This is a genomic window from Methylomagnum ishizawai (assembly GCF_019670005.1).
Lineage (GTDB): Bacteria > Pseudomonadota > Gammaproteobacteria > Methylococcales > Methylococcaceae > Methylomagnum > Methylomagnum ishizawai.
The window spans coordinates 1,573,107-1,599,486 of record NZ_AP019783.1; the positions used below are offsets into that span (position 1 = coordinate 1,573,107).

21 protein-coding genes and 2 tRNA genes are annotated in these 26,380 nt (G+C 63.1%); 13 read left to right on the top strand and 10 right to left on the bottom strand.

All coding sequences use genetic code 11. From position 1 onward, the window contains the following. Nucleotides 1–2: 2 nt before the first annotated feature. From K5658_RS07315 to speE, 3 genes are all read right to left on the bottom strand, one after another. Complete coding sequence (locus K5658_RS07315; RefSeq protein WP_221066290.1) at nt 3–3,602, bottom strand: PAS domain S-box protein; 3,600 nt, start codon at nt 3,600–3,602, stop codon at nt 3–5. A 185-nt stretch (nt 3,603–3,787) separates the two neighbouring features. Then, nucleotides 3,788–4,051: a DUF4404 family protein gene (locus tag K5658_RS07320; protein WP_221066291.1), complete on the bottom strand. Its 264-nt coding sequence runs from the start codon at nt 4,049–4,051 to the stop codon at nt 3,788–3,790. Nucleotides 4,052–4,110: 59 nt separating this feature from the next. Continuing rightward, entirely contained in the window at nt 4,111–4,962 is an 852-nt protein-coding gene (gene speE, locus K5658_RS07325) for a polyamine aminopropyltransferase (protein ID WP_221066292.1), read from the bottom strand. Between the two features lie 78 nt (nt 4,963–5,040). On the opposite strand from speE, the gene speA reads away from it, so the two are divergent. Further along, nucleotides 5,041–6,951 carry a biosynthetic arginine decarboxylase gene (gene speA, locus K5658_RS07330; protein WP_221066293.1) on the top strand — a complete coding sequence of 637 codons (1,911 nt, stop codon included), beginning with the start codon at nt 5,041–5,043 and terminating at the stop codon, nt 6,949–6,951. 46 nt (nt 6,952–6,997) lie between these two features. On the opposite strand, the gene K5658_RS07335 is transcribed toward speA, so the two are convergent. From K5658_RS07335 to K5658_RS07350, 4 genes are all read right to left on the bottom strand, one after another. Beyond that, complete coding sequence (locus K5658_RS07335; protein ID WP_221066294.1) at nt 6,998–8,644, bottom strand: NHL repeat-containing protein; 1,647 nt, start codon at nt 8,642–8,644, stop codon at nt 6,998–7,000. 163 nt (nt 8,645–8,807) lie between these two features. Continuing rightward, nucleotides 8,808–9,317 (bottom strand): hypothetical protein, encoded by a 510-nt coding sequence (locus K5658_RS07340; RefSeq protein ID WP_221066295.1) that lies wholly within the window; start codon nt 9,315–9,317, stop codon nt 8,808–8,810. A 159-nt stretch (nt 9,318–9,476) separates the two neighbouring features. Then, complete coding sequence (locus K5658_RS07345; protein WP_221066296.1) at nt 9,477–10,262, bottom strand: VOC family protein; 786 nt, start codon at nt 10,260–10,262, stop codon at nt 9,477–9,479. Between the two features lie 105 nt (nt 10,263–10,367). Further along, nucleotides 10,368–11,300: a hypothetical protein gene (locus K5658_RS07350; RefSeq protein ID WP_221066297.1), complete on the bottom strand. Its 933-nt coding sequence runs from the start codon at nt 11,298–11,300 to the stop codon at nt 10,368–10,370. A 154-nt stretch (nt 11,301–11,454) separates the two neighbouring features. On the opposite strand from K5658_RS07350, the gene K5658_RS07355 reads away from it, so the two are divergent. After that, nucleotides 11,455–11,919, top strand: coding sequence for a hypothetical protein (locus tag K5658_RS07355; RefSeq protein WP_221066298.1), 465 nt, complete (start codon nt 11,455–11,457; stop codon nt 11,917–11,919). Nucleotides 11,920–11,938: 19 nt separating this feature from the next. Here K5658_RS07355 and K5658_RS07360 read toward each other — a convergent pair whose 3' ends face one another. The 3 genes from K5658_RS07360 to K5658_RS07370 all read right to left on the bottom strand — a co-directional run bounded on the left by K5658_RS07360 (nt 11,939) and on the right by K5658_RS07370 (nt 15,528). Beyond that, a complete protein-coding gene (locus K5658_RS07360; RefSeq protein ID WP_221066299.1) occupies nt 11,939–12,544 on the bottom strand; it encodes an HNH endonuclease family protein in 606 nt (201 codons plus the stop codon). A 144-nt stretch (nt 12,545–12,688) separates the two neighbouring features. Beyond that, entirely contained in the window at nt 12,689–13,987 is a 1,299-nt protein-coding gene (locus K5658_RS07365; protein WP_221066300.1) for an AAA family ATPase, read from the bottom strand. Nucleotides 13,988–14,067: 80 nt separating this feature from the next. After that, nucleotides 14,068–15,528 carry an aldehyde dehydrogenase family protein gene (locus tag K5658_RS07370; RefSeq protein WP_221066301.1) on the bottom strand — a complete coding sequence of 487 codons (1,461 nt, stop codon included), beginning with the start codon at nt 15,526–15,528 and terminating at the stop codon, nt 14,068–14,070. Between the two features lie 131 nt (nt 15,529–15,659). Between K5658_RS07370 and K5658_RS07375 the strand changes: the two genes are divergently transcribed. The 11 genes from K5658_RS07375 (at nt 15,660) to siaD (ending at nt 26,356) form a co-directional block, all read left to right on the top strand. Further along, entirely contained in the window at nt 15,660–17,150 is a 1,491-nt protein-coding gene (locus K5658_RS07375; protein WP_221066302.1) for an AAA family ATPase, read from the top strand. A gap of 93 nt (nt 17,151–17,243) precedes the next feature. Further along, entirely contained in the window at nt 17,244–18,854 is a 1,611-nt protein-coding gene (locus K5658_RS07380) for an inorganic phosphate transporter (protein WP_221066303.1), read from the top strand. A gap of 135 nt (nt 18,855–18,989) precedes the next feature. Then, a complete protein-coding gene (gene gltX / locus K5658_RS07385; RefSeq protein WP_221066304.1) occupies nt 18,990–20,396 on the top strand; it encodes a glutamate--tRNA ligase in 1,407 nt (468 codons plus the stop codon). A 46-nt stretch (nt 20,397–20,442) separates the two neighbouring features. Then, a tRNA-Ala gene (locus K5658_RS07390) sits at nt 20,443–20,518 on the top strand. A 20-nt stretch (nt 20,519–20,538) separates the two neighbouring features. Continuing rightward, nucleotides 20,539–20,614, top strand: a tRNA-Glu gene (locus tag K5658_RS07395). Nucleotides 20,615–20,726: 112 nt separating this feature from the next. Further along, on the top strand, nt 20,727–21,116 hold the full coding sequence (locus tag K5658_RS07400) for a VanZ family protein (RefSeq protein WP_221066305.1): 390 nt from the start codon (nt 20,727–20,729) through the stop codon (nt 21,114–21,116). Nucleotides 21,117–21,816: 700 nt separating this feature from the next. After that, nucleotides 21,817–22,440, top strand: coding sequence for a PEP-CTERM sorting domain-containing protein (locus K5658_RS07405; RefSeq protein ID WP_221066306.1), 624 nt, complete (start codon nt 21,817–21,819; stop codon nt 22,438–22,440). Between the two features lie 381 nt (nt 22,441–22,821). Beyond that, entirely contained in the window at nt 22,822–24,582 is a 1,761-nt protein-coding gene (locus K5658_RS07410) for a SpoIIE family protein phosphatase (protein WP_221066307.1), read from the top strand. Between the two features lie 22 nt (nt 24,583–24,604). Further along, complete coding sequence (gene siaB / locus K5658_RS07415; protein WP_221066308.1) at nt 24,605–25,150, top strand: biofilm regulation protein kinase SiaB; 546 nt, start codon at nt 24,605–24,607, stop codon at nt 25,148–25,150. A gap of 14 nt (nt 25,151–25,164) precedes the next feature. Next, on the top strand, nt 25,165–25,557 hold the full coding sequence (siaC, locus tag K5658_RS07420; protein ID WP_221066309.1) for a biofilm regulation phosphoprotein SiaC: 393 nt from the start codon (nt 25,165–25,167) through the stop codon (nt 25,555–25,557). Between the two features lies 1 nt (nt 25,558). Further along, complete coding sequence (gene siaD, locus K5658_RS07425; RefSeq protein WP_221066310.1) at nt 25,559–26,356, top strand: biofilm regulation diguanylate cyclase SiaD; 798 nt, start codon at nt 25,559–25,561, stop codon at nt 26,354–26,356. Nucleotides 26,357–26,380 lie beyond the last annotated feature (24 nt).

Genomic DNA, 26,380 nt, shown 5'->3' on the forward strand with positions numbered 1-26,380 from the left:
GCTTAGGGGTCCGGGTCTCGGGCCAGCAGTTCCCGGATATCCTCGGGATCGACCGGCTTGACCCGGTGCGCGTCGAACCCGGCCTCCCGCGCCAGCCGGATATCCCCATCCTGCCCATAGCCCGTCACCGCGACGATCAAGGTCTCCGCCATCCCGGCCTCGCGGATTTTCCGGCAGACCTCGTAGCCGCTGAGTCCCGGCAGGCCGATGTCGAGCAGGATCGCCTCGGGCCGGACCGAGAGGGCCAAGGCCAGGGCTTGGGGGCCATCGTGGGCCGTCAGGGTCTGGTGGCCTTCGAGGCCGAGCAACAGGGACAGGCTGTCCGCCGCGTCCTCGTTGTCGTCCACGATCAGCACCCGGCGCGGCCCTGGCGGGATTCCCGCGGGATCGGGCGGGGTGGCGTGGGCGGGGTCCGGGTCCGCGAGCCGGGGCAAGCGCACCACGAACTCGCTACCCCGGCCCCGGCCCGCGCTATGGGCTTCCACCACGCCGCCGTGCAATTCCACCAGCCGCTTGACCAGGGACAGGCCGATGCCCAAGCCGCCCTGGGTACGCTCCAGGGTTTGCTCCACCTGATAGAACAGGTCGAACAACTCGGGCAGCGCGGCGGGGTCGATGCCGCGGCCATTGTCGCGGACGCTGATGACCACCCGGCCGCCTTCCGCCCAGGTGCCGAGTTCGATCCTGCCGCCGGGGTCGGTGTACTTGGCCGCGTTGTTGAGCAGGTTCGACACCACTTGCGCCAGCCGGATCAGGTCGCCCCGCACCCACAGCGGCGGGTCCGGCAGGGTCACGGCCAGGTGGTGCCCTTGGCTTTCCAGGACGGGGCGGCTGGTTTCCACCCCGCGGCCGAGGATGGCCGCGACTTCCACCGCGGTTTGCTTGAGGTCGATATGGCCGCGGGTGATGCGCGACACGTCGAGCAGATCGTCCACCAGCCGGGTGAGTTGTTCGATCTGGCGCTCGATGATATCGCGGCACCACCCCAGTTCGCCGGGAGCGAGGTGCGGATGGCGCAGGATATTGGCGGCGTTGCGGATCGGGGCCAGGGGGTTCCTGAGTTCGTGGGCCAGCATCGCCAGGAATTCATCCTTGCGGCGGTCGGCTTCGCGTAGGCGCTGGGCTTGTTCCCGCAGCTTGGCCTCGCTTTGCTTGCGCTCGGAAATATCGCGCAGGATCGCCTGTAAACGTCCGCCGGGCAGCCGCCGCGCCATGATTTCGCCAGGGAACAAGGAGCCATCCTTGCGGCGGAATAGCCATTCGCTGCGCGCCACCGTGCCTTCCGCCAACCGGGCCACTTCCGGGGCGAGGCGGGGGATTTCGGGGGGCGCGACCGTATCGGTGAGGCCGAGCCGCAGGATTTCTTGCCGGTGGTAGCCCAGCATGGCCGCGCCCGCCGAATTGATATCGAGGTAATGGCCCTCGGCGTCGCTGACGAAAATACCGTCGGCGGCCTGTTCGACCAGGCCGCGGTAGCGCTCTTCGCTGGCCTGTAGGTCGTGCTGGCTCAGGATGCGCTGCATGGCGACGGCGACCTGGTCGGCCACGATCCGCATCAGCTCGATATCGGCGATGGCGAAGCGGGACCGGTTGCGGGCGCCGAAGGACAAGGTGCCGATCAGGCGCGATCCGGCGATCAGCGGATGGCAGCAATAGGCTTGGATTCCCAGGTTTTGGACCAGGGCGGCGCGGGCGTCCCCGGAGTTCGCGACATCCTCGACCACGATGCGCCGCTGGGTCCGGGCCACGCTCCCGCAGATGGCTTCGCCGAAATCCAGGTATTCGATAGCCGCCGCCACCTCCGCGGGAATGCCGGCCCAGGCGTTCAGGCGCAGGCGCAGGTCGGATTCGTCCACCAGGTAATTGAGGAAGGCTTGGCAATCCAAATGCGCCATGACCTTATGGCAAAGCTCGTTGATGAGTTCGTGTGGGTCTTCGGCGGTGAGCAAGCGGCCGGCGGTGTCGGATAACAGGCGGTAGCGGTTCTCGCTACGGTTCAGGGCGATTTCGGCCCGGCGCTGGTCGGTGATGTCGCGGAACACGGTGTAGACCCGCCAGGGCCGGGTTTCCCCAGGCCGGAACTGCGGCACGCTGTGGATGGAAATCCAGCGCCAATCGTTTTCGCGGGGATTGCGGAACCCCATGACCACGTCGCGCACTTCCAGCCCGGTACGCAGCGACACCAAGGCTGGATGTTCCGCGCGGGGGAAGGGCGAGCCGTCCTCCCGCACACAGGTTTGCTCCAGGTTGAGGGAAGTCCCGCCCATGAGTTCCGCCTGAGAAAGGCCCAGGATGCGCTCGGCGGCGGGGTTCATCAGGATGATCCGGCCCACCGCGTCCTGGTAGGCCACGCCGACCGGGATGGTCTCGAAGAAGGTGCGGAAGCGCTCCTCGCTTTCGCGCAGGGCGGTCTCGGCCTGTTTGCGCCGGGTGATATCGCGCAGGATGATGGTGAAGAAGGGCTCGCCCCCGGTCTCGATCCTCGATATGGAGGCTTCGATGGGGAATTCCTCGTTGTCGGCCCTGAGTCCGCTGAAGAGGCCGTCGCGGCCCATGGCGCGGGCCTGGACCGGTTCGCTGCCGAACTGGCGGAAATGTTCGCGGTGGGCGGCGCGGAGTCCTTGCGGGATGAAGCGCTCCAGCGGGCCGCCGATGGCTTCCGCCGCCGGGCAGCGGAAAATCTGTTCGGCGGCGGCGTTGAACAGTACCACCCGTTGCCAGGCGTCCACCGTGATGATGGCGTCCATGGCCGAATCGACGATGCCGGCCAGCCGGGCCTGGTGTTCCTGGGCTTGGGTTTCGGCCTGCTTTTGCCCGGTGATGTCGCGCAGCATCAGCAGCGCCGAGGTTGGCCGCGCCTTCCCGCTGGGGGGGTGGCGGAAAAACACCTGTTTGCGTACCGACAACCAGCGCACTTGGCCCGCCGGGGTCAGGATGCGGTGTTGCAGCGCCAGCACGCCATGTTCGGGCCGCAAGGCGCGGGCGATCTGGGCGTCGATGGCGGCGCGGTCCTCGGGGTGGAACAGGCTGTGGATCAGGGCGCGGGGCACGGTGCGGAGCGTATCGGGCAGTCCCAGGACGGTGGTGGCCTCGGGGCTGAGCTTCATCACGTCGGCGAGGTAGTCGATTTCGATGACGGCCAGCCCCGCTAGTTCGGAGCCCAGCCGCAGCCGCGCCTCGCTGCCCCGGAGTTCGCGGGCCAGGGTGTGGCGGAGGATGGCGTTCTCCATGGCGCGGACGAGGCTGTCGGCGTTGATCACCCGCCTGCCGATCAAATCCTGGGCGCCGGCCCGCAAGGCCCGCCCGGTGTCGAGCTTGGAATCCTCCCCGGCCACCACCACCACCGGACAGCAGGAGACCGGATAGTCGCCCAGGGCGTCCAATAACTGGAGCGCGTCGCCATCGGGCAGGCGTTCGGCCAGGAGTACGCAATCGGGCGGGACCGCGCCGTTGTCCAGGCAGGCCCGCAGGCCGGCGGTGCCATCGGCGCATTCGATGAAGTGGTAGCGGCGTCCCGGACCGGTTTCAAGCAAGCGCCGGATTTGGGTCCGCTGTTCCAGGCTGGGATCGATAATCAGCACCCGTCTGGCGGTGTTATCCATGGTTGGTCCGTGTTCCTTGCACCGGGGTGCCCGCAGGGGGGACGGATGGAAGAACTGCCCCGGCGGGCTGGCCGAGAGGGGCGGGGAGTGCGAGAAGTGGGGGGGGAGACCGGGCTGGCCCGGTCCGTGGTGCCGCCTCGCTGTCGGGAGACGATGCCATGGGCCGGGTGTGGATGCAAGCTTGCTTAGATGCCCATGTTGCCCAGGGCGACCATGAGATTGTTCAGGATGCCGGTGAGGGTGGGGTGTTCGACCTCGAATTGGGAAACGGCTTCCTTCATGTCTTCCACCAAGTGCAACTGCTGGTCGTCCTCGGAGGCTTCCAGCTTGTCTTCGAGATCGTCCAGCAGGTCTTCGAGCTTGGACTTGAGTTCGGCGTTGCCCTCGTCCAGCCGTTCGATTTCGCCGCGCAGGTGGAATAGCGCTTCGCTGACTTCTTTTTCGGCCATGGTTGTGGTTCCTCGTTTGGCGGTAGGGCGGGTCGCGGCCCACCCTACGGGGGTTGTTGTTATCGGGGCAGCAAGGGCTTGAAGAATTCCGGGGCCGCGAACGCCGCCCGGTGTACCTCGGGATTATAGTAGGTGGTGGCGAAGGGCCGCTGCCGGGCGTCTTCCTCGCGGAACTGGTCCAGCGATCCCTTGCCCGCCATCGTGCCGCTCCACCAGCCGGACGGATAGATGAATTGCGGGAAGAACAAGGTACGGGTCGTGGCGAAACCGGCCCCGCGCATCGTGTGGTGCATGTCCCGGATCAGTTCGGCGTGAAACAAAGGCGATTCGCTCTGCTGGACCAGGAGGCCGCCCGGCTTCAGGCAGCGGAAGCATTCGCGGTAGAACGCGGCGTTGAACAAGCCTTCCGCCGGGCCGACGGGATCGGTGCTATCGACGATGATGAGGTCCACGCTGTCCGCGGCGGCGTCCTTCACCCACTGGATGCCGTCGATGAACAGGAGTTCGGCGCGCGGGTCGTGGTTGGAGTCGCATAGCTCCGGGAAATATTGCTCGGCCAGCCGGGTCACGCGCTCGTCGATCTCGATCTGCACGGCTTTTTTCACTTCCGGGTGCTTCAGGACTTCCTTGAGGCTGCCGCAATCGCCACCGCCGATGATCCAGACGGTTTCCGGATTGGCGTGGGTGTAGAGCGCCGGATGGGTCATCATCTCGTGGTACAGGAAATTATCGCGGTCGGAGACCATGGTGCAGCCGTCGATGACCATCAAGGTGCCCATCCATTCGGTCTCGTAAATCTCGATGCGCTGGAACGGGGTTTGTTCTTCGTGCAGCTTCTCGACCACCTTGAGCGAGATGGCGCTGCCGTGTTTGGGATAAACCTCGGTGAACCAGCCGTTGTCGTTGACCATGGGGACTCCTTATGAATAGAAAAAGCGGGCGATTTTCCACATAATCTAAACCTTTTCAAAGAGATTTTGGCGACGGCTATGATTTGGAGCGTGCAGGATTCCCGCGAGACCTTCGGCCTGGAACACTGGGGCGAAGGCTATTTCGACATCAACGACCGCGGCCATGTCGCCGTCCATCCGCGCAAAGACCCGGAGGCGGGCGCGGTCGATCTATTCGATCTGGCCCAGGAAATCCGCCGCGAGGGCTTGGCCCTGCCGGTGCTGGTGCGCTTCACCGATGTGTTGCGCGACCGGGTGCTGTTGCTGCAAGCCGCCTTCGACCGCGCCCGCGCCGAGTACGACTACACCGGCGGTTATACCCCGGTCTATCCGATCAAGGTCAACCAGCAGCGCGGCGTGGTGGAAGGCTTGACCCAGGGCGATGGGCGCGGTATCGGCCTCGAAGCCGGCAGCAAATCGGAGTTGCTCGCCATCCTGGCCTTGTCGAAGGGCGGCACGGTCATCTGCAATGGCTACAAGGACCGCTCCTATATCCGGCTGGCCCTGATCGGGCGCAGTCTGGGGCTCAACCTCTATATCGTCATCGAGAAGCTGTCCGAACTGGACACCGTGCTGTCCGAGTCGGAGGCGCTGGGCATCGAGCCGCAAATCGGCGTCCGGGTGCGCCTCGCCAGCATCGGGGCCGGCAAATGGCAGAACAGCGGAGGCGAAAAATCCAAATTCGGCCTCCATGCCGGGGAAATCCTCAGGCTGGTGCGGCGCTTGAAAGAGGGTGGCAAGCTCGGTTGGCTCAAGCTGATGCATTTCCATATCGGCTCGCAGGTCGCCAACATCGCCGATGTGAAGACCGCCTTGCGCGAGGCCGGGCGCTATTACGTGGAACTGCGCCGCCTGGGCGCGGAGATCGAGGTCGCCGATGCCGGTGGCGGCCTGGGCGTGGACTACGAAGGCACCCGCTCCACCAGCGAATGCTCGATCAACTACAGCATGGACGAATACGCCGGGAGCATCGTCCGCGCCTTCGCCGAGATTTGCGAGGAGTACGGCCTGCCGCAGCCGCATCTGGTCACCGAATCGGGCCGGGCCATGACCGCCCATCACGCCGTGCTCATCACCCACATCATCGACGTGGAGGCCGTGCCCGACGACGCCACCGCCCCGGTGTTCGCCGCCGTGGCCGATGACGGCGAACCGACTGGCATCCGGCCCGCCCAGCCCTTGCTGGACTTGGCCGAATGCCTGGAACGGCTGGATTCGGAGGCGGTGCTGGGGATTTACCACGATGGGCAGTTCGATCTGGCCGAGGCCCGCGCCATGTACGTGCAGGGCAAGCTGAACCTGGCCGAACTGGCCGAGGCCGAACGTTTGAACGCGGCGCTCGGCCACGCCGTGCGGCGGCGTTTGGATATCCGGCTCCGCGCCCACCGCGAGGCGCTGGACGAATTGAACGAGCGCCTGGCCGACAAGGTGTTCTGCAATTTCTCGCTGTTCCAATCGATGCCCGATGCCTGGGCCATCGACCAGATTTTTCCGGTGCTGCCGCTGCAACGGCTGGACCAGGAACCCACCCGCCGCGGCGTGATCCAGGATTTGACCTGCGATTCCGACGGACAGATCGATACCTATCTCGACCGCCAAAGCCTGGAGACCACCCTGGCCCTGCACGAGCGCCGTGCGGGCGAGCCGTATTTGATCGGAATCTTCCTGGTCGGGGCTTATCAGGAGATTTTGGGTGATATGCACAACCTGTTCGGCGATACCCATTCGGTGAATGTCGAACTCGACGGCCGGGGCGGTTATCGCATCGTCGATATCATGCGCGGCGACGGGGCCGACGAGCTATTGCGCTATGTGCATATCGACCCGGAAGAATTGAAACGGGCCTATCACAAGAAGCTGTTGGAGGCGGAATTGCCCCTGGCTCGGCGCAAGCTGTACGAAAGCGAATTGATGGCGGGATTGGGGGGATACACCTATCTCGAAGAATGAACCGGGCCGGAAGCTCCGCCCAGGGCCGGGCGGAGCCGGGCGGGCGTTATTGTTTCGGCAGCACCACGATATTCGCCGAATCGCACGCCGCCGCCGCTTGCTTCGTGGGTTTCGCGCAGACTTTCAACACGCCCTGGGTCGTCACATGGGCCTTGGCGGGTTTCCATGCCAGTTGGCCCTTCTTGTTGGGGATGGTTTTGAGGCGCTTGAACCGCGCCCCGCCGTTCTTGGAGAACTTGACGGTGACGCTACGCTTGCCATCGATCTGCTGGGTGGTCCAGGAGAGGGTTTGTTTCTCGCCTTGCCGCCAAGTGCCGGGGGCGTCCAAGTTCAGCGATGGGCTACCCGTGGGGGTTGGTGTTGGGGTTGGTGTTGGGGTGGGGGTGGGCGTTGGCGATGCGCCCGCATCCAGCCGGGCCAGGCCCAGGTCGTTCGTGCCGCCATAGACGCCTCCCGAGATCACGGCCTTGCCATCCCCGGTCAGGGCCAAACTCCGGCCCAGGGCCATCGCGCCGCCGAAACCGATCAAAGCCTTGCCGCCCTGGCCGAAGCCGGTGTCCGGTGCGCCATGGGCGTCGAGCCGGTAGACCGCGAAATCGCTTGGGTTGCCGGTGCCGCCGACCAGTAATTGCCCGGAGGCCGTCACGGCCACGTCATGGCAAGCACCGTCGCCGCCGCTGAATATCCCGCCGCTGCCGAAGCCGGTGTCCAGCGCCCCATCCTTGCCATAGCGGACGACCGCGCAGGTTTCGGTGTAGGGCTGGACCAGGGATTGGCCACGGTTGCCGGCCACCAGGATGGCGTCGTCCGCTTGCACCGTAACGCCATAGGCATGGATGTATTGGTCGCCGAAATCGCCTATCACCCAGCCATTCTGGCCGAAGCCGCCATCCACCGAGCCGTCGGTGTTGAAGCGGGCGATGGCGATGGCTTCCCCGTTGGCGGCGGTTTTTTGGAAGCCTGCGACCACGATCTTGTCGCCGCTTTGTAATGCTACCCCGAGGCCGTTCTGTTCCACGCCCCCGAAGTCGGCGGAAACCGTTCCGCCCTTGCCGAAGCTGGTGTCCGGGCTGCCATCGGGTAGGAAGCGGGCCAGCGCGAAGTCGCCGCCATCGCCGGTTTGCAGGCGTCCGGCCACGACGATTTTGCCGTCGCTTTGCACCGCGAGTCCGCTGCCCTCGGCGAAAGCGCCCGTTCCGAACGAGGCCACGGCCAGGCCGTTGTCGCCGAAGCTGGTGTCCAGGGAGCCATCGGCATTATGGCGGGATACCACCATGCGGCTGGTGTTGTTGGCGCTGGTGGCGCTGCCCGCGGTCAGGATTTTGCCATCCGCCAGGATTTTCACGGCCCTGGCCCCGTCGTAGACCTCGCCGTAATCGACCGTGGTTTTGCCGCCGGTACCGAAGCCCGCGTCCAAACCGCCATCGGCGTTGTAGCGCACCAGCAGGGCATCCGCGTTGGAGAACGCCGCGTCTTGCAGTGTGCCGGCTTGTACGATTTTGCCGTCGGCTTGCACCGCGACATCGGCGGCGTCCGCCGACGCGGGGCTGAACGAGGTCAGTACTTTGCCGTCCGTGCCGAAGCCGGGGTCCAGGTCGCCGGGAGCCGCCGCCGCCAGCGCGGAGACCAGGGCCAGGCCGAGGGCGGTGGTGTGGACATGGGTTTTGGAAGCGGGATGTTGTTTCTTGTTCATGGTTGGGAATGGAGGCAGTGGGATGGGACCGTTTGGGCGCGGCTGGGAGACCGGAGGGGGTCGCTGGATCGCCCGGTGGCGCTAAGGGTAGAGGGGGACTCTCGCCGGATCAACCCGGCCCAAGGCGACAACCCTGCGGATATCCAGGGCGGAGGCTCGTGCGTCAGCGCTTTTGACCGCCCAGCGTGCCCCGGTCGGTCCCATACGGATAGCCGGGCGCGGGCTGCCCCTGGCCGGGCGGATTCGGCAGGACCGGCGGCACCGGGCGCACCGGATAGCCATAACCCGGCCAGAACCCGCCCGGATAATAGACCGGCGGGACGGTTTGCGGTTGATTCTGCCATTGTTGTTGCTCGGCCATGCGGCGCTGGGCCTCGGCCTGGATTTCGGCGGCGCGGGCCGCTTCCTCCTGGGCGCGGATCAGGCGCTCCCGGTCTTCCCGTTCTTGCGCCTGGCGTTCCTGTTCCTCTTGTTCGAGCTTCCGCGTTTGCAGGCGGGCGACTTCCGCCGGGTCGGGCTGGATGACCTTGAGGTCCATTTCTTCGCAGTAGAGGCCAGGTTCGTCGGTGAAATAAACGGGTTTGCCCGCTTCCTCGCAACGGTAGACCGGATTGGCCTGGACCGTCGGCACGATGGACAGGGCGGCGGCGATGAGGGCGGGCTTGGCTGGCATGGGCGTGGCTCCTGGCGGATGGAGGGGGCTGTTCGCGGCCCGCGCCGCCTGGGTTCTGGCGCGGCAGCCGGGATAATTTGGCGGCGCTTCCCTGAAGCCGTGCTGAACGGCGCGGGCCGCGCCCTGGGCCGGGAACGCCGTTCCGGCCTGCCGTGGGAGTCAGGCGGGATGGTTCGGCTGGATGATCGAAAACACCGCGCCCTGCGGGTCGCGCAGCACGGCGAAGCGGCCCACCTCCGGGATATCGGTCGGCGGGACGCAGGCCGCCGCGCCCAGTGCCACGGCCCGCGTGGCGCTGGCATCGCAATCGGCCACGGCGAAGTAGACGGACCAATTCGGCGGCATCGCCCCCCATTCCGGCTGGATCGCCATCATCCCGCCGTTCACCGCCCCGCCCGTGCCGAAACAAGTGTAATCCAATCCGTCCGGGGCCATGGGCGCGGTCTTGGCTTCCCAACCGAACAGGCCGGTGTAGAACGCCCCGGCGGCGGCGGGATCGTGGGTGAGCAGTTCGTTCCAGCACAGGCTGCCGGCTTGGTTGACCACATCGGCCCCGGCATGGTCGCGGGGTTCCCAAATCGCCAGCGCCGCGCCGGTCGGGTCCACGACCATGGCCATGCGCCCGGCCTGGAAAATATCCATCGGCGGCATGGGTACTTGTCCGCCCAGCGCCAGGGCGCGCTCGGCGCTGGCGTCGGCGCTTTCCACGTTGACATAGGGTTTCCAGTACCCGGCGTCCGGTTGGTCCTTGCAGAGCCGGAACAGGGCGCAAACCCGTTTTCCGTCCAATAGGCACATGGTGTAGTGGCTGTCCTCCCCGGTGGGGATGTCCACGAAGGCCCAGCCGAAGAGCCCGGCGTAGAAGGCTTTGGCGGCGGCGGGGTCGGGGGTGGCGAGGTCGGCCCAGCTGAAATGGCCGGGGGCGTAGGGGGGATTCGCGTTCATGGGGGTTGTCTCTATCGGATAGGGGATTGCCATTCTTGGTCGGCATTATGACGGCCATGCCGGGTTTCCCGCCGCCGACCCCGACATATTTGCGGTCCCGGTCGGCTAGGGTTGCCGCGCCTCGCCGGAATTGGGGTCGATCATCAGCCCGGAACTGTCCACCGCCTCGAAGGCGTCGCCCTTGACGCCGCCCAGGAGGTGCAGGAGGTCGTTGTCCCAGCGCGGGTCCGGCACGCCGGTCACATACCAGTCCGAGCCGTTGTCGGCCAAGATCAGGCCATAGCGCTTCATCGCGGTCAGGAGCACCTGGGCTTGCGGCGGATAGCCGCTGATATCGTAGCCGCGCTTGAGCCGGAACCTGAGTCCCATGGGCGGGAGGCTGGGGTCGTCCGGGGCGCTGGTCTGGTGGCGGGCGGGCCAGACATGGCCGCGGGTGATATGGGCGGTGAAGCGCAGGGCGTGTTTGATCGCGCCTTTCGCCACCTCGTCGTAACGCGCCAGCCCCGGTAGGATGGGCAGGCCCGCCGCGTCGGCGGAGGTCCAGCCGTCCGGGCGGAGTGGGTTGCCGCCCAGGTTGAAGATCGCCCCCGAACCCGCCCGCCAGGCCCCGGCGGCGGTTTTCCGGGTGTTCCAGGTTTCGTAGAGCAGGCAGCTATCGCGGTCCAGGATCAGCATATGGTGGTCGCCGGGGTATTCGAGCTTGGGTTTGGCCGGGATGGGGTAGGGGCCGGGGTCGCTCTCGCCATTTTCTTGGAAGCTGATGGCCACCGGCGCTTGGGTCGCCCGCACCACGTTGTAGGGGATGCCGATGGGGCCGCCGTCCCAGTTGCCCGCGCCGAAATCCATGTGGAGGCCGGTGGTCCGGCCCAGGGTGTCGATGTATTGCTTGGACAGGGGATGGACCGGCAGTTTGTCGATGCGGGTGTTCCAGATGTTATTGGCGGGGAGCATCGGGCAGCCGCCCAGGCTGGGACCGGCGGTCGCCGTGCCGGAGGTTAGCAAAGCGCCGACCAGGACGAATGGGGATAGGCGGGGCATGGTGTTTCTCCGAAGTGGATAGGAAAGCCGCGGAGTTTAGGTGGCCCGCGCTGGGGAGTTCGGGATCGACTTCCCAAATCCGGCAGGGAAGCGTAGTAGGATATTCGGTGGAAGCCGTTTCATCCTTCATCCAACCCCAATCGAGGAGCCCACCATGATCCATCATTTTTCCCTGGCCGCCCGCGATCCCCAACGGGTCGCCGGGGTGCTGGCCGAAGTCATCGGCGGCCAAGTGTTCGATTTCAGCCCGTTTCCGGGCAGCCGTATCGTGATCGCGGACGACGGGCACGGCACGGCGATCGAGGTTTATCCGCTGGGTTTGGAACTGGCTCCTGGCGAAGGTTCCGATCCGGTCCATAGCATCGACAATCCCGGCCCTTCCGATTTCACCGCGACCCATGCCGCCCTTTCGGTGGCCTTGGACGAGGCGGCGCTGTTGGGGATCGCCCATCGGGAGGGTTGGCGGGCGGTGGTCTGCGCCCGGACGGTGGCGTTCCGGGTGGTCGAGTTCTGGCTGGAAAACCGGGTGATGCTCGAATTCCTGACGCCGGAGATGGCGCGGGATTATTTGCGGGCGATAGCGCCGGATAATTTTGAGCGGGCGAGGCGGGAAGCGTAGGATCAAACCCTCCAGGCTTTTATCGATTTATCGAAAAATCCGCCATGCATTTTTCCCAGATGAGTGGGTGTTGTTCACGCAAATCCTTGAAAGGGGGATGATGCTGTCCGGTTCCTATAAATATCCAGCCTAGTAGGCCATGCTCATCGTCGGCGGATAAGGATTCGAGCAGGTGGCTGGCGGAAAACGATGGGTTTTCCAGGAAATTATCGACAATGCGCGAAAGCCTACGCAGCGTCTTCAAATATCCAGCCTCGAGCGCTTCCCGCCGATCCAAATGTAGGGTTTCCACGGTTTTCTCGCCTTTTGGCGACCAGGCATTGATCCGGGGATCGAACCGCGCCTTGATATGGCCAGTTTCAGGGATGAAATCCAGGTGTTCCCAAGGTTCTTCCTTGGTGGGGTCGATCAAGAGCGGACGTTTTCCATCGGTAGGGAAACGATTGCCTTTCAGCCGCCCGCACTCGGTGCAACATAACAACAGGTTCCGCCAGCGGAACATCCGTTTATGGTGGAGGGCTTTGGGCCTGAAATGCTCGATATCCGAGCCGTGCGAATCCAAGCAATACATGCAGCGTTCGCGGGAGCCCATCATTTTTTGAAGGGTTTTTAGCACCGCTTGCATGGTTTGGGTTTTCCGGGCGCTTTTCCATTCCTTTTCAATATCCAATACCCCAGCTTCGGCTTTACGGTTGGTATTTTTTTGGCACCGGCCCAAATACGCCACGGCCTTTTTGCCTAAAGGCAGGCGTTTCACACGCCGCATGGTTTATAGTTCCTCGGGATTCTTGGCGAATATTTCGAGTTGCTTGAACCGGCTTTCTTCTTCCTTGGTGAAGCTTCCGCCGCCACGCTTTTTGGCTTGCAACTTGGAATACTCAGCCCGGTTTTCGACCACACGGGGCGAGCGGGTATTTTTTAGATTGAATGCCGGACTAAGTAGAATCGTATCGGGCCTGGATATAACCACTTTTTGATATTCTTCGGGGGTTAAGGCGCGTGGCCGTTCGTCGTTGCCCGGTTCCGGCAGGACGAAGAGCCCATTGGGGTCCGCCGCTTGGCAAATCAATGGGCTATGGCTGGTGACGAGGAATTGGATATTCGGAAAATGCCGGGTCAGCCAAAAACCGATTTCCCGTTGCCATTCCGGGTGCAGATGGGCGTCGATTTCGTCTATTAAAACCACGCCGCTGCGCTTGATGATAACCTTGCCGTCGATTGTATCGAATAAACCATCGCTGCCATATTTGTTGATTAAATGCCGGACTATATCGGCCAGCAAGGCCAAGGCGGCACGATAACCATCGCTCATTTCGCTCCAGGCCAACCTGATCCCGTTTCTATCCTTAAGCCATAATCCATCTGAATCGACCCGATCCGCGCTGATTTGATTGGGCATCAAATCATCGTTGAGCAGTTGCAGCAACAATTCCAATTGCGCCTTTTCCGCCGCCTTGTTTTCCAGTGCCTTGTGGTTCAGGTTCCTGAGCCATAGATCGACTTCGACTAAAGAAGCTGCTTCTTGAAACAAAGTGACAAAACGCTCGGTCATGGGGGCGACCATTTGCCTTGCCGCGTCCGACGAAGCACCGAATACCCTGCGGAAAGGTCCGTAACCGCAGCAAAACCAGCCTTTGGCGTCCAATGACCATATACTGCGTTGAGGGGCAGAGTAATTTTTAGGTTTCTTTTCAGGAATGGCGGTTTGCAGCAACGGCTCTTTTCCTCCATTTTCCAATAAGATTTTGGCGGGGAATTTTATCGGAGGATTCCTGCCCGGGTCGGAGATGGCGTCATCATCCGGGCAACGGACGACTTCGAGTTGGATGGAAGCTTCTTCATCGTTGGCACCTTCACGAATCCAGCGATGAAAACTGGGTTGTAAAGCCCTGGCGGTATCCTTCCCGGTCAGGCCGATGGCGATGGCTTTGAGCAGCGTGCTTTTCCCGGAACCATTATCCCCAGTGAATACGGTCCAGCCAGCATAGCGTCCGCCATCTCGGGTCAGGTCGAAATCCAATTCCGTGAAGCCACGGATGTTCTTTAAGGTGATCCGGCTGATATACATAATCGCCTGGGTGGATAAGGGTTAGCGTGGTGGGTTTTCCCGCCATTACTGGTGTGTGGAATGGCGGGAAATCCAAGATTTTATAAAGCCACCGTCACCGTCTTGACCTCGATATAATTCTCCAAGGCATAGCTGCCCAATTCCCGCCCGATCCCCGACATCTTGAACCCGCCGAACGGCGCGGCGGCGTCGAACACGTCATAGCAATTCACCCACACCGTCCCGGCCTTCAACTCGGCGGCGAGGCGGTGGGCCTTGCCGATATCCCGCGTCCACACGGCGGCGGCGAGGCCGTACAGCGTGCAATTACCGCGGGCGATCACCTCGTCCACATCCTTGAACGGAATCACCGACAGCACCGGCCCGAAGATTTCCTCTTGTGCAATGGTCATCCCGTCGTCCACATCGGCGAACACCGTCGGCTCGATGAAATAACCGCGCTCGCCGACCCGCCCGCCGCCGCGCACCAACTTCGCGCCCTGCTCCCGGCCCGTTTGGATATAACCCATGATCTTGTCGAATTGCTCCTGGCTGACCTGCGGGCCTTGGGTGGTGTTGGGATCGAAGGGGTTGCCCACGATTTGCCGGGCGGTGCGGGTGGCGACCCGCTCCACGAATTCGTCGTAGACCTTCTGTTCCACGAACAGCCGCGAACCCGCGCAGCAGCATTGCCCTTGGTTGAAGAACAGCCCGAAGAACGCGCCCTCGACGGCGGCATCCAGGTCGCTGTCGGCGAACACGATGTTCGGGCTTTTGCCGCCGAGTTCCAGGGTGACGCGCTTCAAGTTGGAGCGGGCGGCGGCCTGCATGATGATCTTGCCGACCTCGGTCGAGCCGGTGAACGCCACCTTGTCGATGTCCATGTGTTCGGCGATGGCCGCGCCCGCCGTCGGCCCGAAGCCGGAAATCAGGTTGATGACCCCCGGCGGGAAGCCCGCTTCCATGGCTAATTCGCCCATCCGCAGCGCCGACAGCGGCGTCTGTTCGGCGGTCTTCATCACGATGGTGCAACCCGCCGCCAGCGCCGGACCCCATTTCCAAGCCAGCATCAACAGCGGGAAATTCCAGGGGATGATCTGTCCCACCACGCCCACCGGCTCGTGCCGGGTATAGGTGAAGTGGTTGCCGCGGATGGGGATGGTCTTGCCTTCCAGCTTGTCGGCCCAACCGGCGTAATAGCGCAGGCAATCGATGGCCAGGGGCAGGTCGGCATTGCGGCTGTCACGGATGGGCTTGCCGTTGTCCAGGGTTTCCAGCGCGGCCAGTTCGTCGATGTGTCGCTCCATCAGATCGGCCAGCCGGTACATGAGGCGTCCGCGTTCGCGGGCGTCCATCTTGCGCCACGGGCCTTTTTCGAAGGCGTGGCGGGCGGCTGCGACGGCGCGGTCCACGTCGGCCTTGTCGCCCTCGGCCACGCGGGCGATGACTTCGCCGGTGGCGGGATTCAGGGTCTCGAAGGTCTTGCCGCTGGCGGCGTCCTGCCAGACGCCATCGATCAAGAGTTGGGTTTGGCGGATGGCTACGGGATTTGGAGTGTTCATAGCTGACTCGCTGGGGCTTGGGTTGTAAGCGGCGGGCTGGGTGTCCCGCTCTGTCCGGGCCGCGATTTTTTTTACAAGCGCGGCCCTCGAATCTGAGAGCATATAGCGTCCCACGCCATTCGGAAATCGCCATGAACGACGAACTCATCGCCCGCATCAAGAAAGGACTGTCGTCCCGCTATCCCCTGTTCTATGTGCTGTGCCGGGAGGAGGAGCGGCTGGAAAGCGTCCTCGGCCATGTTTCCAGGATGCACTACCAGGACAACCGCCCGGTGGTGTCCTGGTCGGCCTCGCGGGGCTTCCGCAACCTGGGGAAAAAGGAACTGGCCCATAACGATCCCTTGCAGGCTTTGAACGCCATCCTCAACGCCGAACAGGATGGGTTTTTCCTGCTCAAGGATTTGCCCGCCCTGTTCGATAGCCAGCCCTTGGTCTTGCGCGGCCTGCGCGATCTTTATACCGAGCTTGGCGACAAGAACCGCGCCGTCTTCATTTCCTATCCCGAGCTGAAGTTGCCGGAAGGCTTGAAGGACCAGGTGTTCATGGTGGATTTGGGCAGTCCCGGCGAGGCCGAAATCCTGGAATATCTCAAGGCGGTGGATGCCAAGCTGGAATTGAAGGGTAGTTTCTCGGAGGATTGGTTTTTCCGCGCCGCCAACGCCATGAAGGGCATGACCTTGAACGAGGTGCGGCATTTATTATTGCGCTTGATCCGCGAAAAGCGCTTCGATATCGAGAGCGCCCTGCCGGAAATCTACGAGGAAAAAACCCTCTCCTTGCTCAAAGAGGGCTGTTTGCAGTTCGTGCCGAAAATCATCCCGGTGGATAAGGTCGGCGGCTTGGATATTCTGAAAGAGTGGGTATTGAGCCGCAAATCCCTGTTCAATAAACAGGCGTTCGATGCGGGAGCGCCTTTACCCGCCGGTATTTTGTTCATGGGGGTGAGCGGTTGCGGCAAGAGTATGGCGGCCAAGGTCATCGCCAGCGCCTGGAACCTACCGCTGGTGCGCCTGGATATGAACTTGGTGATGTCGGGCGCGTATGGTTCGCCCGAGTATGCCTTCGACCACGCGGTGAAGGTGGCCCAGAATATCTCGCCCATCGTGCTGTGGATCGACGAGATGGAAAACAGCTTCGGCTATGACGAAATGTCGGGCAGCAGCGGCGGCAATAACAGCATCTTTTCCAGCTTCCTGACCTGGATGCAGGAAAAGCCGCCCAGCGTGTTCGTGGTCGCCACCGCCAACCGCATCCAGAAACTCCCGGCGGAAATCATCCGTAAAGGCCGTTTCGACGAGTTATTCTTCCTGGATTTGCCCAGCGACGAGGAGCGGCGGGCGATTTGGGGTATCCACCTCAGAAACTACGGGGTCGATCCCGAAGCTTTGAACATGAACTTCCTGTCGGCTTTGACCAAGGATTGGAGCGGGGCCGAGATCGAGCAGGCGGTGAAATCGTCGCGTATCCGCGCCCAGAGCGAGGGCCGGGAATTGGCCGAGAAGGATATCACCCATGTCACCGGGCGCATGGTGCCCTTGTCGCGGACCATGGAGGAGCAGATCAAGGCGCTGCGGCAGTGGTCGAAGACGCGGGCGACGCCTGCGTCCAGGGTGGAAGGTTAATCTCGCAGGATAGGGCGACCCGTGCGCTGGTTCGCAAGCTCTGCTTGGGAGCCAGCGAGCGGACCATTTGTTTTCAAAATCATGGTCAAGACGATGAATAGCGATAGCTCCTCCATAGCCGCCGCCCCGGCCACGGGCCACCCCGACCTCGACCAACGGGCGCGCCCGGCCACCGGCTTGGCTTTCCTCGGGCTGTTGGTCGGTGGCCTGCTGTTCACCGGCTACAACCTTTTCCACGATGTGACCGCCCCCAGTGTCGGCACCCTCACTTGGCTACCCTTCCTGCTGCTGGGGGTCGCCTTGTTCATCGCCCTGGGCTTCGAGTTCGTCAACGGCTTCCACGACACCGCCAACGCCGTGGCCACGGTGATCTACACCCATTCCCTGCCGCCGCCGGTCGCCGTGCTATGGTCGGGCGCTTTCAACTTCCTCGGCGTCCTGGTATCCAGCGGCACGGTGGCTTTCGGCATCATCGCGCTGTTGCCGGTGGAATTGATCCTACAGGTCGGTTCCAGCGCCGGGTTCGCGATGGTGTTCGCCTTGCTGATCGCCGCCATTATTTGGAACCTCGGCACCTGGTGGCTGGGTTTGCCCGCCTCGTCCTCGCATACCATGGTCGGTTCCATCGTCGGCGTCGGGGTCGCCAACGCGCTGATGCATGGGCGCGACGGCACCGGCGGCGTGGATTGGTCGCAACTCGCCAAGGTGGGGTATTCCCTGCTGCTGTCGCCGATCATCGGTTTCTGTTGTGCCGCGTTGCTGCTGCTGGTGTTGCGGGCGCTGGTGAAACACCCCGAACTCTACCAACAACCCCAGGACCGGCAGCCGCCGCCCTGGTGGGTGCGCAGCCTGTTGATCCTGACCTGTACCGGGGTTTCCTTCGCCCATGGTTCCAACGATGGCCAGAAGGGCATGGGCCTCATCATGCTGATCCTGGTGGGCACGGTGCCGACCGCCTACGCCTTGAACCACGCCATGCCGGTCGACCAGATGACCCAGTTCGTCGCCCTGGCGCAGGCCACCCAGCGGGCCGTGGCGGAAGCGGCCCCCGGCCCGGCGCCCGCCGATCCGCACGCCGTATTGACCGATTACGTACGCACCCGTCGGCCAACGCCGGAAACCCTACCGGCCCTGGCGGCCCTGGCCGGGGATATCGGCGTCCAGGTGAAGCGGCACGGCCATCTCGACCAGATGCCGGCGGCGGCGGTGACCAATGTCCGCAACGATATGTACTTGGTTTCGGAAACCATCCGCTTGTTGGAAAAATCCGGCGCGACGGCGCTGGAGACCGACGCCAGGGAACATCTACATGCGTTCAAACAATCCATCGACGCGGCCACCAAATTCATCCCGACCTGGGTGAAGGTGGCGGTGGCCATCGCGCTGGGCTTGGGGACGATGGTGGGCTGGAAGCGCATCGTGGTCACGGTGGGGGAGAAGATCGGCAAGAGCCACCTGACCTATGGCCAGGGGGCCGTGGCCGAGGTGGTGGCGATGCTGACCATCGGCGAGGCCGATGCCTTCGGCTTGCCGGTGTCCACCACCCATGTGCTGTCCTCGGGCGTGGCCGGCACCATGGCGGTGAGCGGTGCCGGCTTGCAATCCGCCACCCTCCGCAACCTGATGCTGGCCTGGGTGTTGACCCTGCCGGCGGCGATCACCCTGTCGGCTTTCCTGTATTGGATGTTCGTGCAGTGGTTATAGTCCGCGTGCGCGGGTAGGGGCGGGCACCGGCACCCACGGTCAAACAGTCCCCGCCCGAGTGGTATCATGCCGCTCGATTCCCACCATCGGCGCTCCCAGCGGGCGCCGATTCGTTTCAAGCACTCAGGCATGACGATGACCACGATACGCACCCGTTTCGCCCCCAGCCCCACCGGCTACCTCCACATCGGCGGTGCCCGCACCGCGCTGTTTTCCTGGCTCTACGCCCGCAAGCACGGCGGCACCTTCGTCCTCCGCATCGAGGACACCGACCTCGAACGCTCCACCGCCGAATCGGTCAACGCCATCCTCGAAGGCATGACCTGGCTGGGCCTGGAATACGACGAAGGGCCGTTCTACCAGACCCACCGCTTCGACCGCTATAAGGCGGTGATCCAACAATTGCTGGACCAGGGCAAGGCCTACCACTGCTATTGCACCAAAGAGGAATTGGACGCGATGCGGGCCGAGCAAATGGAGAAGAAGGAAAAGCCCCGCTACGATGGCCGTTGCCGCCACCGCGCCGAACCCCGCGAAGGCGTGCCCCCGGTGGTGCGTTTCCACAACCCGGACGAGGGCGAGGTGGTGATCGAAGATTGGGTGCGGGGCCGGGTGGTGGTCAAGAACGGCGAATTGGACGATCTCATCATCGCCCGTTCCGATGGTTCGCCCACCTATAACTTCACCGTGGTGGTGGACGACCACGATATGAATATCACCCATGTCATCCGTGGCGACGACCATCTGAACAACACCCCGCGGCAGATGAATATCCTGGCGGCCCTGGGCGCGGATATTCCGCATTATGCCCATGTGCCGATGATCCTGGGCGCGGACGGGGCGCGGCTCTCCAAGCGGCACGGCGCGGTCAGCGTCATGCAATACCGCGACGATGGCTATTTGCCGGAAGCGGTGCTGAATTATCTGGTGCGGCTGGGCTGGTCCCATGGCGACCAGGAGATTTTCTCCATCGACGAGATGATCCAACTCTTCGATATCGACGCCATCAACCATTCGGCCTCGACCTTCAACCCGGACAAGCTGCTGTGGTTGAACCACCATTATTTGATGCATGGCGACCCGGCGCATGTGGCCCGCCATCTATCTTGGCACCTGGGACAACTCGGTATCGATCCCAGCGCCGGCCCGGACCCGGTGGAGATCGTCAAGGCCCAGCGCGAGCGCTGCAAAACCTTGGTGGAAATGGCGAAGGCCAGCGAGTTTTTCTACCGCGAGTTCGAGCAATACGACGAGAAAGCCGCCCACAAGAACCTGACACCTGCCGCCGCTACGGCGCTCGAAGCCCTGCGGGAAAACCTGGCCGGGTTGATGCCTTGGGGCAAGGCCGCCATCCATGAAACCGTGGCGGCGACGGCGGAAGCCCTGGGCGTGAAGATGGGCAATGTCGCCCAGCCCTTGCGGGTGGCGGTGTCCGGCACGGCGGTTTCGCCGCCCATCGACACCACCCTGGAATTGTTGGGTCAAAACCAGACCCTGGCGCGGATCGACCACGCCTTGGAATTTATCGCAAAAAAAAGCTAGACAAGCGGTCCGGGCTCCTATATTATTCTCGGACTCACAGCGCAGTGGGGCCATAGCTCAGCTGGGAGAGCGCTACAATGGCATTGTAGAGGTCGGGAGTTCGATCCTCCCTGGCTCCACCAAATTGTGATACCAAGTCCAAGTCCCCATCGTCTAGAGGCCTAGGACACCGCCCTTTCACGGCGGCGACGGGGGTTCGAATCCCCCTGGGGACGCCATATAAAGAAGCCCGGTTCGACCGGGTTTTTTTATGCCCGTTGTTCGATGGAATGAACGAACCCGATGCAAACCGACCCACCCTCATTCCGGCCAAGCCGCTATGGCGATGGCTTGCGTTACACCCGCCTTTGGCAAGCGATGGCTTGGGGCATGGCCTTCGCCGTCGCCTGGCTCAGCTTGATACCCCATCCGCCCCAGCCTCCCGCCCTCCTGGGCTGGGACAAGGCCCAGCATCTGTTCGCCTATGCCTGCCTCATGTTTTGGTTCCGGCAGGCGTTCGCGAGGCATGGGCGCTGGCCGGTATTCCTGCTGGCCCTCGGAATCGCGCTCGAATGCCTCCAGGGCTTGGGCGGGTTCCGGACCTTCGATCCGGCCGATATGGTGGCTAATACGGCGGGGGTCGGCGCGGGCCTGTGGCTCGCGGGCACCCCGCTGGGCAAGGGCTTACGCGGCCTCGACCACATTCTTGGCAAAATACTGCCGCCCCGGTTCCGGCGATAGGGAGGATGGCGCTCCGGCTTAGTGCCTGATGCGGTGCGTAGCGAAAACGGTACGGCCATCGGTGGGCGCAAGCGATATGGCGGGCGGGTTCGAGCGAGTCTGGCCCTGTTGGGCGGCATGCCTAGGGCGGGTCTGGCGGGCTTGGGAATAAGGCCCGCAGGCGTGGTATCGGCGGATTGCCAACCGCCGCGTTTAATACTTATGTCACAGCGTAAATGCCTTGCGTAGCTTGGCTTGGCACCTCATGGCCGGATTTGGCCGAGCGCTCGATGGTTTTTGACGCCGCCCGCCTGTTTTAATGGCCATGGGTGATGCTGGTTTCTGTCTACATTTCTCTGGCGGCTCTTTATCTTATGCTGGTACCATATTTCTGTGCCGTATCTCCCAAATCTCGAATTATGAAAAATTTTACAATGCAGGCAAGACGCGATGCCAAGCGTATAAGCGGAGTGGGGCGAACGGCAAGTTTATCGGTGATTTGACCCTTTATATCCTGGAAATCTTCGAGTTGGAGCAATCGTTGCATGTGGTCTTGATGGCCGTTGCGCCTACCCACCGGCACGTTCCTTGGCAGCTATGCGGCGGCGGGCTTGCGCGATCCAAACGGATACGGTTACAGCCGGAAGTTGATGTTTAAAGCTCTCCTGCGCCTTAGCGTACTAGGAGACCAAATCTCAGTAAAATCTTAGGAAAAGCAGCTATGAAAAAAATCTTTGCTGGCTCATTGATGGCAATAAGCGCGCTCGCTTTTGCCGATGCCTCCCATGCGGGACTGGCTTTCGTCAACGGGAGCGCATCTTTGGGCGGGACGTCGTTCACCATCTCGGGAACCGATTTATCCAATCCTGGAAATGTGACTTTCTCCCCTCTCGTGGTTAATAGTCTTATTCCTCCTACAGGAGACCTTGCCCCTATCAGCCCCACCGTTACCTCCGTAACCCCTAATCCATATATCCTCCACATTAATGCTGGGACCGCGACCTTGGGTAGTTTCGCCATCTCCGGTCCCAGTGGATTTGGTACTTTCACGCCCTCCGCCTATCAGATAGTGACGCAGACTGCTACATTTTTAAATGTAATCGTTTCTGGTATTTATCATGCCGGTACGCTGACGGGCACCCAGGCGGGCGGTTGCAACACCGGGGGTAATACCTGTGAGGATACCGGTGCCAGCATAAACTGGGCTTTAATCAAAGTAGGGTCTACTACTTCTGGTAATGCGGTTTTGAGCGTTGTGCCAGAACCCGCCACCTTGCTCTTATTGGGCGCGGGCCTCGCTGGTATGGCCACCCGCGTTCGCCGCTCTGCACCCGTAAGCGCCTAACTCGATAGTGCCGGATAAAGCCGCCCATGTTGCTTTATCCGGCCATCGCGATGGCCCAGATAAGCCTGGCTTGTCTGGGTTTTTTTACGGCTGAAACTCGGCGTTTTTGTCGGCATCAATGGCCATGTTCGGCTGCGGGCCGCGCGGCCTGCGGGACGGTAGACGTTGGCGGGGCGGTCTTCCCCAGGCTATCCTCGCCTACGGGGCCGGGCGGGGCCATGGCGGTTGCGCCGCGATCCCCAGGCCGGATTGCGACAGGTTTCCGCTGCGCGGTCCCTCGATTTACCCTTGGAACATGGATCGTTCCCGGATTGGAGGGCTTATACAGGGGGGGTGGATTCTGTAATATCCTCGTCGAGCCCTGGCAATCATCTCCGCAGCGTGAATATTTCCCCCGGTAAATTCAGAACGCTCAGCCTCTCGGAGCAGCAGGCGGGGCGGACCTTGTCGATACAGCGCAGTTTCGCGCTGATCGCCTTCTTCAACGGCATGGTCCTGGTGGCTTTGGTCGCCAGTTCGATGCTGTTGCTGAACGCCGCCCAGAAATTGCACCAGACCCACCTATTGCGCTACCAGTCCTATCTCCTGGCCGACGAACTCCGGCAAAGCTCGGATGCTTTGAGCCGCCTCGCCCGGACCTACGCGGTGACCGGCGACCCGGTATGGGAGCGGCGCTATTGGGATATCCTCGCCATCCGCAATGGCGAACAGCCCCGTCCCCAGGGTTACGCGGCCCTGTATTGGGATAGCGCGGTGGCGGACCCCGGTTTCCAGGCCGATCCCCCGGCGACCCAGGTACCCTTGGCCCGGCGCATGGAGCGGCTCGGGTTTTCGCCCCAGGAAATCGCCCAGTTCACCCAAGCCGAGGCCGATATCGGCCAATTGCTCAAGGTCGAGGCCACCGCCATCAACGCCGTCAAGGGTGTGTTCGTGGACGCGCGAGGCGGATTCACGGTACGGGGCCCGCCCGACCCGGCCCTGGCCCAGCGCCTGCTGTACGATGCGGCCTACCACGCGGCCAAGGCCGGGATCATGCGCTCCATCGGCGCGGCCTACGACCTGTTGGACGCCCGCACCCAGCGCCAGGTCCGGCTCGACACCCAGGTCCAGGAGCAATGGCTGGACCTCACCATCCTGTTGGTCATCCTGATGGGGATGTCCGCCGTCGCTTCCTACCAGATCATCCGCCGCTATATCGTCAATCCCTTGACCTCGCTGGCGGAGGAGGCCCACCGCATCGCCGACGGCCATTGGGATGGGCGCTTGACCGTCTATTCCGGCGACGAGGTTGGGCGCTTGACGGCGGCGTTCAACGCGGCGCTGGATAGGATGTCCGAGGCGCTCAAGGCCGCCGACGCCGCCAACCGGGGTATGGCCACCGCCCATAAGCAGATCGACGATTCCATCGACTACGCCCGCTTGTTGCAGCGCACCATCCTGCCCGAACGCCAGTTGCTGCGGGTCTTCGCCGAGGACCATTGCGTGTTGTGGCAACCCAAGGACCGGGTGGGCGGCGATTTCTATGTGTTCCATGGCGAGGGGGGGCGCTATTTGATCGGCATCGGCGATTGTGCCGGGCATGGCGTGCCGGGGGCGATGATGACCATGCTGGCCCGCGCCGGCATCGACCGCGCCATCTATCAGACCGGTATCGCATCGCCCGCCGCCGTCCTCGCCAAGACCGACGAGGTGATGCGGGCCATGTTGGCCGACGCCCATCTCACGCGGACGGTGGCGACCAGCATGGATGTCGGATTGGTCCACCTGGACCGGACGGCGCGGACCCTGCGCTTTGCCGGGGCCAAGATCGGCCTGTATTGGAGCGATGGCGCGGCGGTGGGCGAGGTCGCGGGCGAACGGCGGGCCCTGGCCGACCGCCGCCCCGGCACCTACCGGGACCACGACCTGGATTGGCGTGAAGACCGCACCTATTACCTGACCACGGATGGTTTCCTCGACCAGGCCGGTGGGGAGCATGGCTTCGGCTTCGGCGGTGGCCGCTTCGCCGCGATGCTGCGCGAACATGCCCGCCTGCCCTTGGCCGAGCAAGGGGCCGCGTTCAACGAGGTGCTCTCCCGTTACCGGGGGGAACTCGCCCAGCGCGACGATATCACCCTGTTATCCTTCCGGCTCACCGTATGATCCATCCAACCCGGTGCGAACCATGAAAAATCCCAGCCTATATTCCTTGCGGGAACGCTTCAATGGCGAGAATATCCTGATTTGCTTCAACGGCCCGATTTCCCGGAGTTTGATCGAGGAAATCGGCAACGCCCTGCGCAATTATCTCCAATCCGCCGAGGTCCGGGCCGCGGCGGTGATGGATGTGTTCAGCGTCTATATCGAGATGAGCCAGAATATCCGCCATTACGCGCTCAGCCATGGCTATGGCGAGGCCGAGGCCACGGCCACGGTGGTGATCGCCAACGACGAGCGGGGGCATTACACGGTGTCGGCGGGCAACCTGGTGGAAATGGCCGATGGCGCGGCCTTGAAGGCCCGCGTCGAAACCCTCGCCACCCTCGATAAGACCCAGCTCAAAGCCGTCTACAAAGAACAACTCCGCAAGCCCCGAGAACCGGGGGCCGCCGCCACCGGGGCCGGGCTCGGCCTGATCGAAATCGCCCGCAAAGCCAGCGAACCCCTGGAGGCCAGCCTCGACGAGCTGGGTTCGGGCCGGGCCTTCTTCAGCCTCCGCGCAATCATTTGATCCGGCACACGGCCATGAGCGACCAATCCAAAGACTTGTCCATCGACGGCACCCAGTCCACGCCCGAAATCCGGGGCGATTGGGACGCGGGGGTTTTGAGCCTGCGCGGGGATTCCTATCCCGAAAATACCTTCGAGATTTTCGACCGGGTGATCGGTTGGGTGGAAAATTTCCTATCCGACGGGAGCCGCGCTTTGCGGGTGGAGTTATCCCTGGTCTATCTCAATACCAGCAGCATCCGCGCCATGATCGATATCCTCGATGTTTTGGAGGCGGCCCACGGGCGGGGCCAAGCGGTGGATTTGCGCTGGTTCTACGACCACCGCAATGAAAGGGTGGCGGAATTGGCGGGGGATTTCAAAGAGGATTATACCTTCCCGTTCCAAATCCTCCCCTTGGGTGAGTGAGATGTCCCCGCACCGCCAGGATGATTCCTTCGAGAAGCTGGTCGAAGCCTTGTTGGCGGACGAGCAATACCAGGGGCATCCCTTGCGGGAGGCGTTGGCCTTGCTCTGGAAGCATACCCGCGAGCAACTCGCCCGGTTGGAGCGCGTCACCCACATTTCCGACCGCTACCAGAACATCGCCCAGGAACAGGCCCGCTCGATGACGGAGCGCTACAACCGGCAGTTGCGCCAGATCGAGAAGATCACCCGCATTTCCGACCGCTACCAGGGCATGCTGCAAGACCTCAACAACGCGCTGAAGGAGGCGTCCACCCACGACGCCCTGACCGGCCTCCCCAACCGGCGGCTATTGACCGAGTGCATGAAGCAGGAGGATGGGCGGGGCGGGGATTATGCCTTGGCGGTGATCGACGCCGACCGCTTCAAGCGCGTCAACGACGATCACGGCCACGAGACCGGGGACCGGGTGTTGGTGGCGCTGGCGCGGACTTTGAAAGAGGGCTTGCGGGAAGGGGATATATGCGGGCGTTGGGGCGGCGAGGAATTCCTGGCCTTGCTGCCGGGGATCGACGCCGCGGCGGCCACGGGCGTGGCGGAGCGCTTGTTGGCAGGGGTGCGCCGCTTGCGGGTGGCGGCGGACGGGGTCGAATTGCCGATCACGGTCAGTATCGGCCTGGCCCGGCGGCGCGATGGCGAGGGCTATCACGAGACCTTGCTGCGGGCCGACGCGGCCTTGCTGGAAGCCAAACGCGCCGGGCGGGACCGCTGTTACGCCGCCGGTGCCGGAGATAACGGATAGCCCGGATGCGGCGCGGCGGAATCC

Excerpts from the sequence above, each read along its gene's own strand:
- K5658_RS07315 (WP_221066290.1), bottom strand. The coding sequence starts at position 3,602 with ATGGATAACACCGCCAGACGGGTGCTGATTATCGATCCCAGCCTGGAA.
- K5658_RS07320 (WP_221066291.1), bottom strand. The coding sequence starts at position 4,051 with ATGGCCGAAAAAGAAGTCAGCGAAGCGCTATTCCACCTGCGCGGCGAA.
- speE (WP_221066292.1), bottom strand. The coding sequence starts at position 4,962 with ATGGTCAACGACAACGGCTGGTTCACCGAGGTTTATCCCAAACACGGC.
- speA (WP_221066293.1), top strand. The coding sequence starts at position 5,041 with ATGATTTGGAGCGTGCAGGATTCCCGCGAGACCTTCGGCCTGGAACAC.
- K5658_RS07335 (WP_221066294.1), bottom strand. The coding sequence starts at position 8,644 with ATGAACAAGAAACAACATCCCGCTTCCAAAACCCATGTCCACACCACC.
- K5658_RS07340 (WP_221066295.1), bottom strand. The coding sequence starts at position 9,317 with ATGCCAGCCAAGCCCGCCCTCATCGCCGCCGCCCTGTCCATCGTGCCG.
- K5658_RS07345 (WP_221066296.1), bottom strand. The coding sequence starts at position 10,262 with ATGAACGCGAATCCCCCCTACGCCCCCGGCCATTTCAGCTGGGCCGAC.
- K5658_RS07350 (WP_221066297.1), bottom strand. The coding sequence starts at position 11,300 with ATGCCCCGCCTATCCCCATTCGTCCTGGTCGGCGCTTTGCTAACCTCC.
- K5658_RS07355 (WP_221066298.1), top strand. The coding sequence starts at position 11,455 with ATGATCCATCATTTTTCCCTGGCCGCCCGCGATCCCCAACGGGTCGCC.
- K5658_RS07360 (WP_221066299.1), bottom strand. The coding sequence starts at position 12,544 with ATGCAAGCGGTGCTAAAAACCCTTCAAAAAATGATGGGCTCCCGCGAA.
- K5658_RS07365 (WP_221066300.1), bottom strand. The coding sequence starts at position 13,987 with ATGTATATCAGCCGGATCACCTTAAAGAACATCCGTGGCTTCACGGAA.
- K5658_RS07370 (WP_221066301.1), bottom strand. The coding sequence starts at position 15,528 with ATGAACACTCCAAATCCCGTAGCCATCCGCCAAACCCAACTCTTGATC.
- K5658_RS07375 (WP_221066302.1), top strand. The coding sequence starts at position 15,660 with ATGAACGACGAACTCATCGCCCGCATCAAGAAAGGACTGTCGTCCCGC.
- K5658_RS07380 (WP_221066303.1), top strand. The coding sequence starts at position 17,244 with ATGAATAGCGATAGCTCCTCCATAGCCGCCGCCCCGGCCACGGGCCAC.
- gltX (WP_221066304.1), top strand. The coding sequence starts at position 18,990 with ATGACCACGATACGCACCCGTTTCGCCCCCAGCCCCACCGGCTACCTC.
- K5658_RS07405 (WP_221066306.1), top strand. The coding sequence starts at position 21,817 with ATGAAAAAAATCTTTGCTGGCTCATTGATGGCAATAAGCGCGCTCGCT.
- siaB (WP_221066308.1), top strand. The coding sequence starts at position 24,605 with ATGAAAAATCCCAGCCTATATTCCTTGCGGGAACGCTTCAATGGCGAG.
- siaC (WP_221066309.1), top strand. The coding sequence starts at position 25,165 with ATGAGCGACCAATCCAAAGACTTGTCCATCGACGGCACCCAGTCCACG.
- siaD (WP_221066310.1), top strand. The coding sequence starts at position 25,559 with ATGTCCCCGCACCGCCAGGATGATTCCTTCGAGAAGCTGGTCGAAGCC.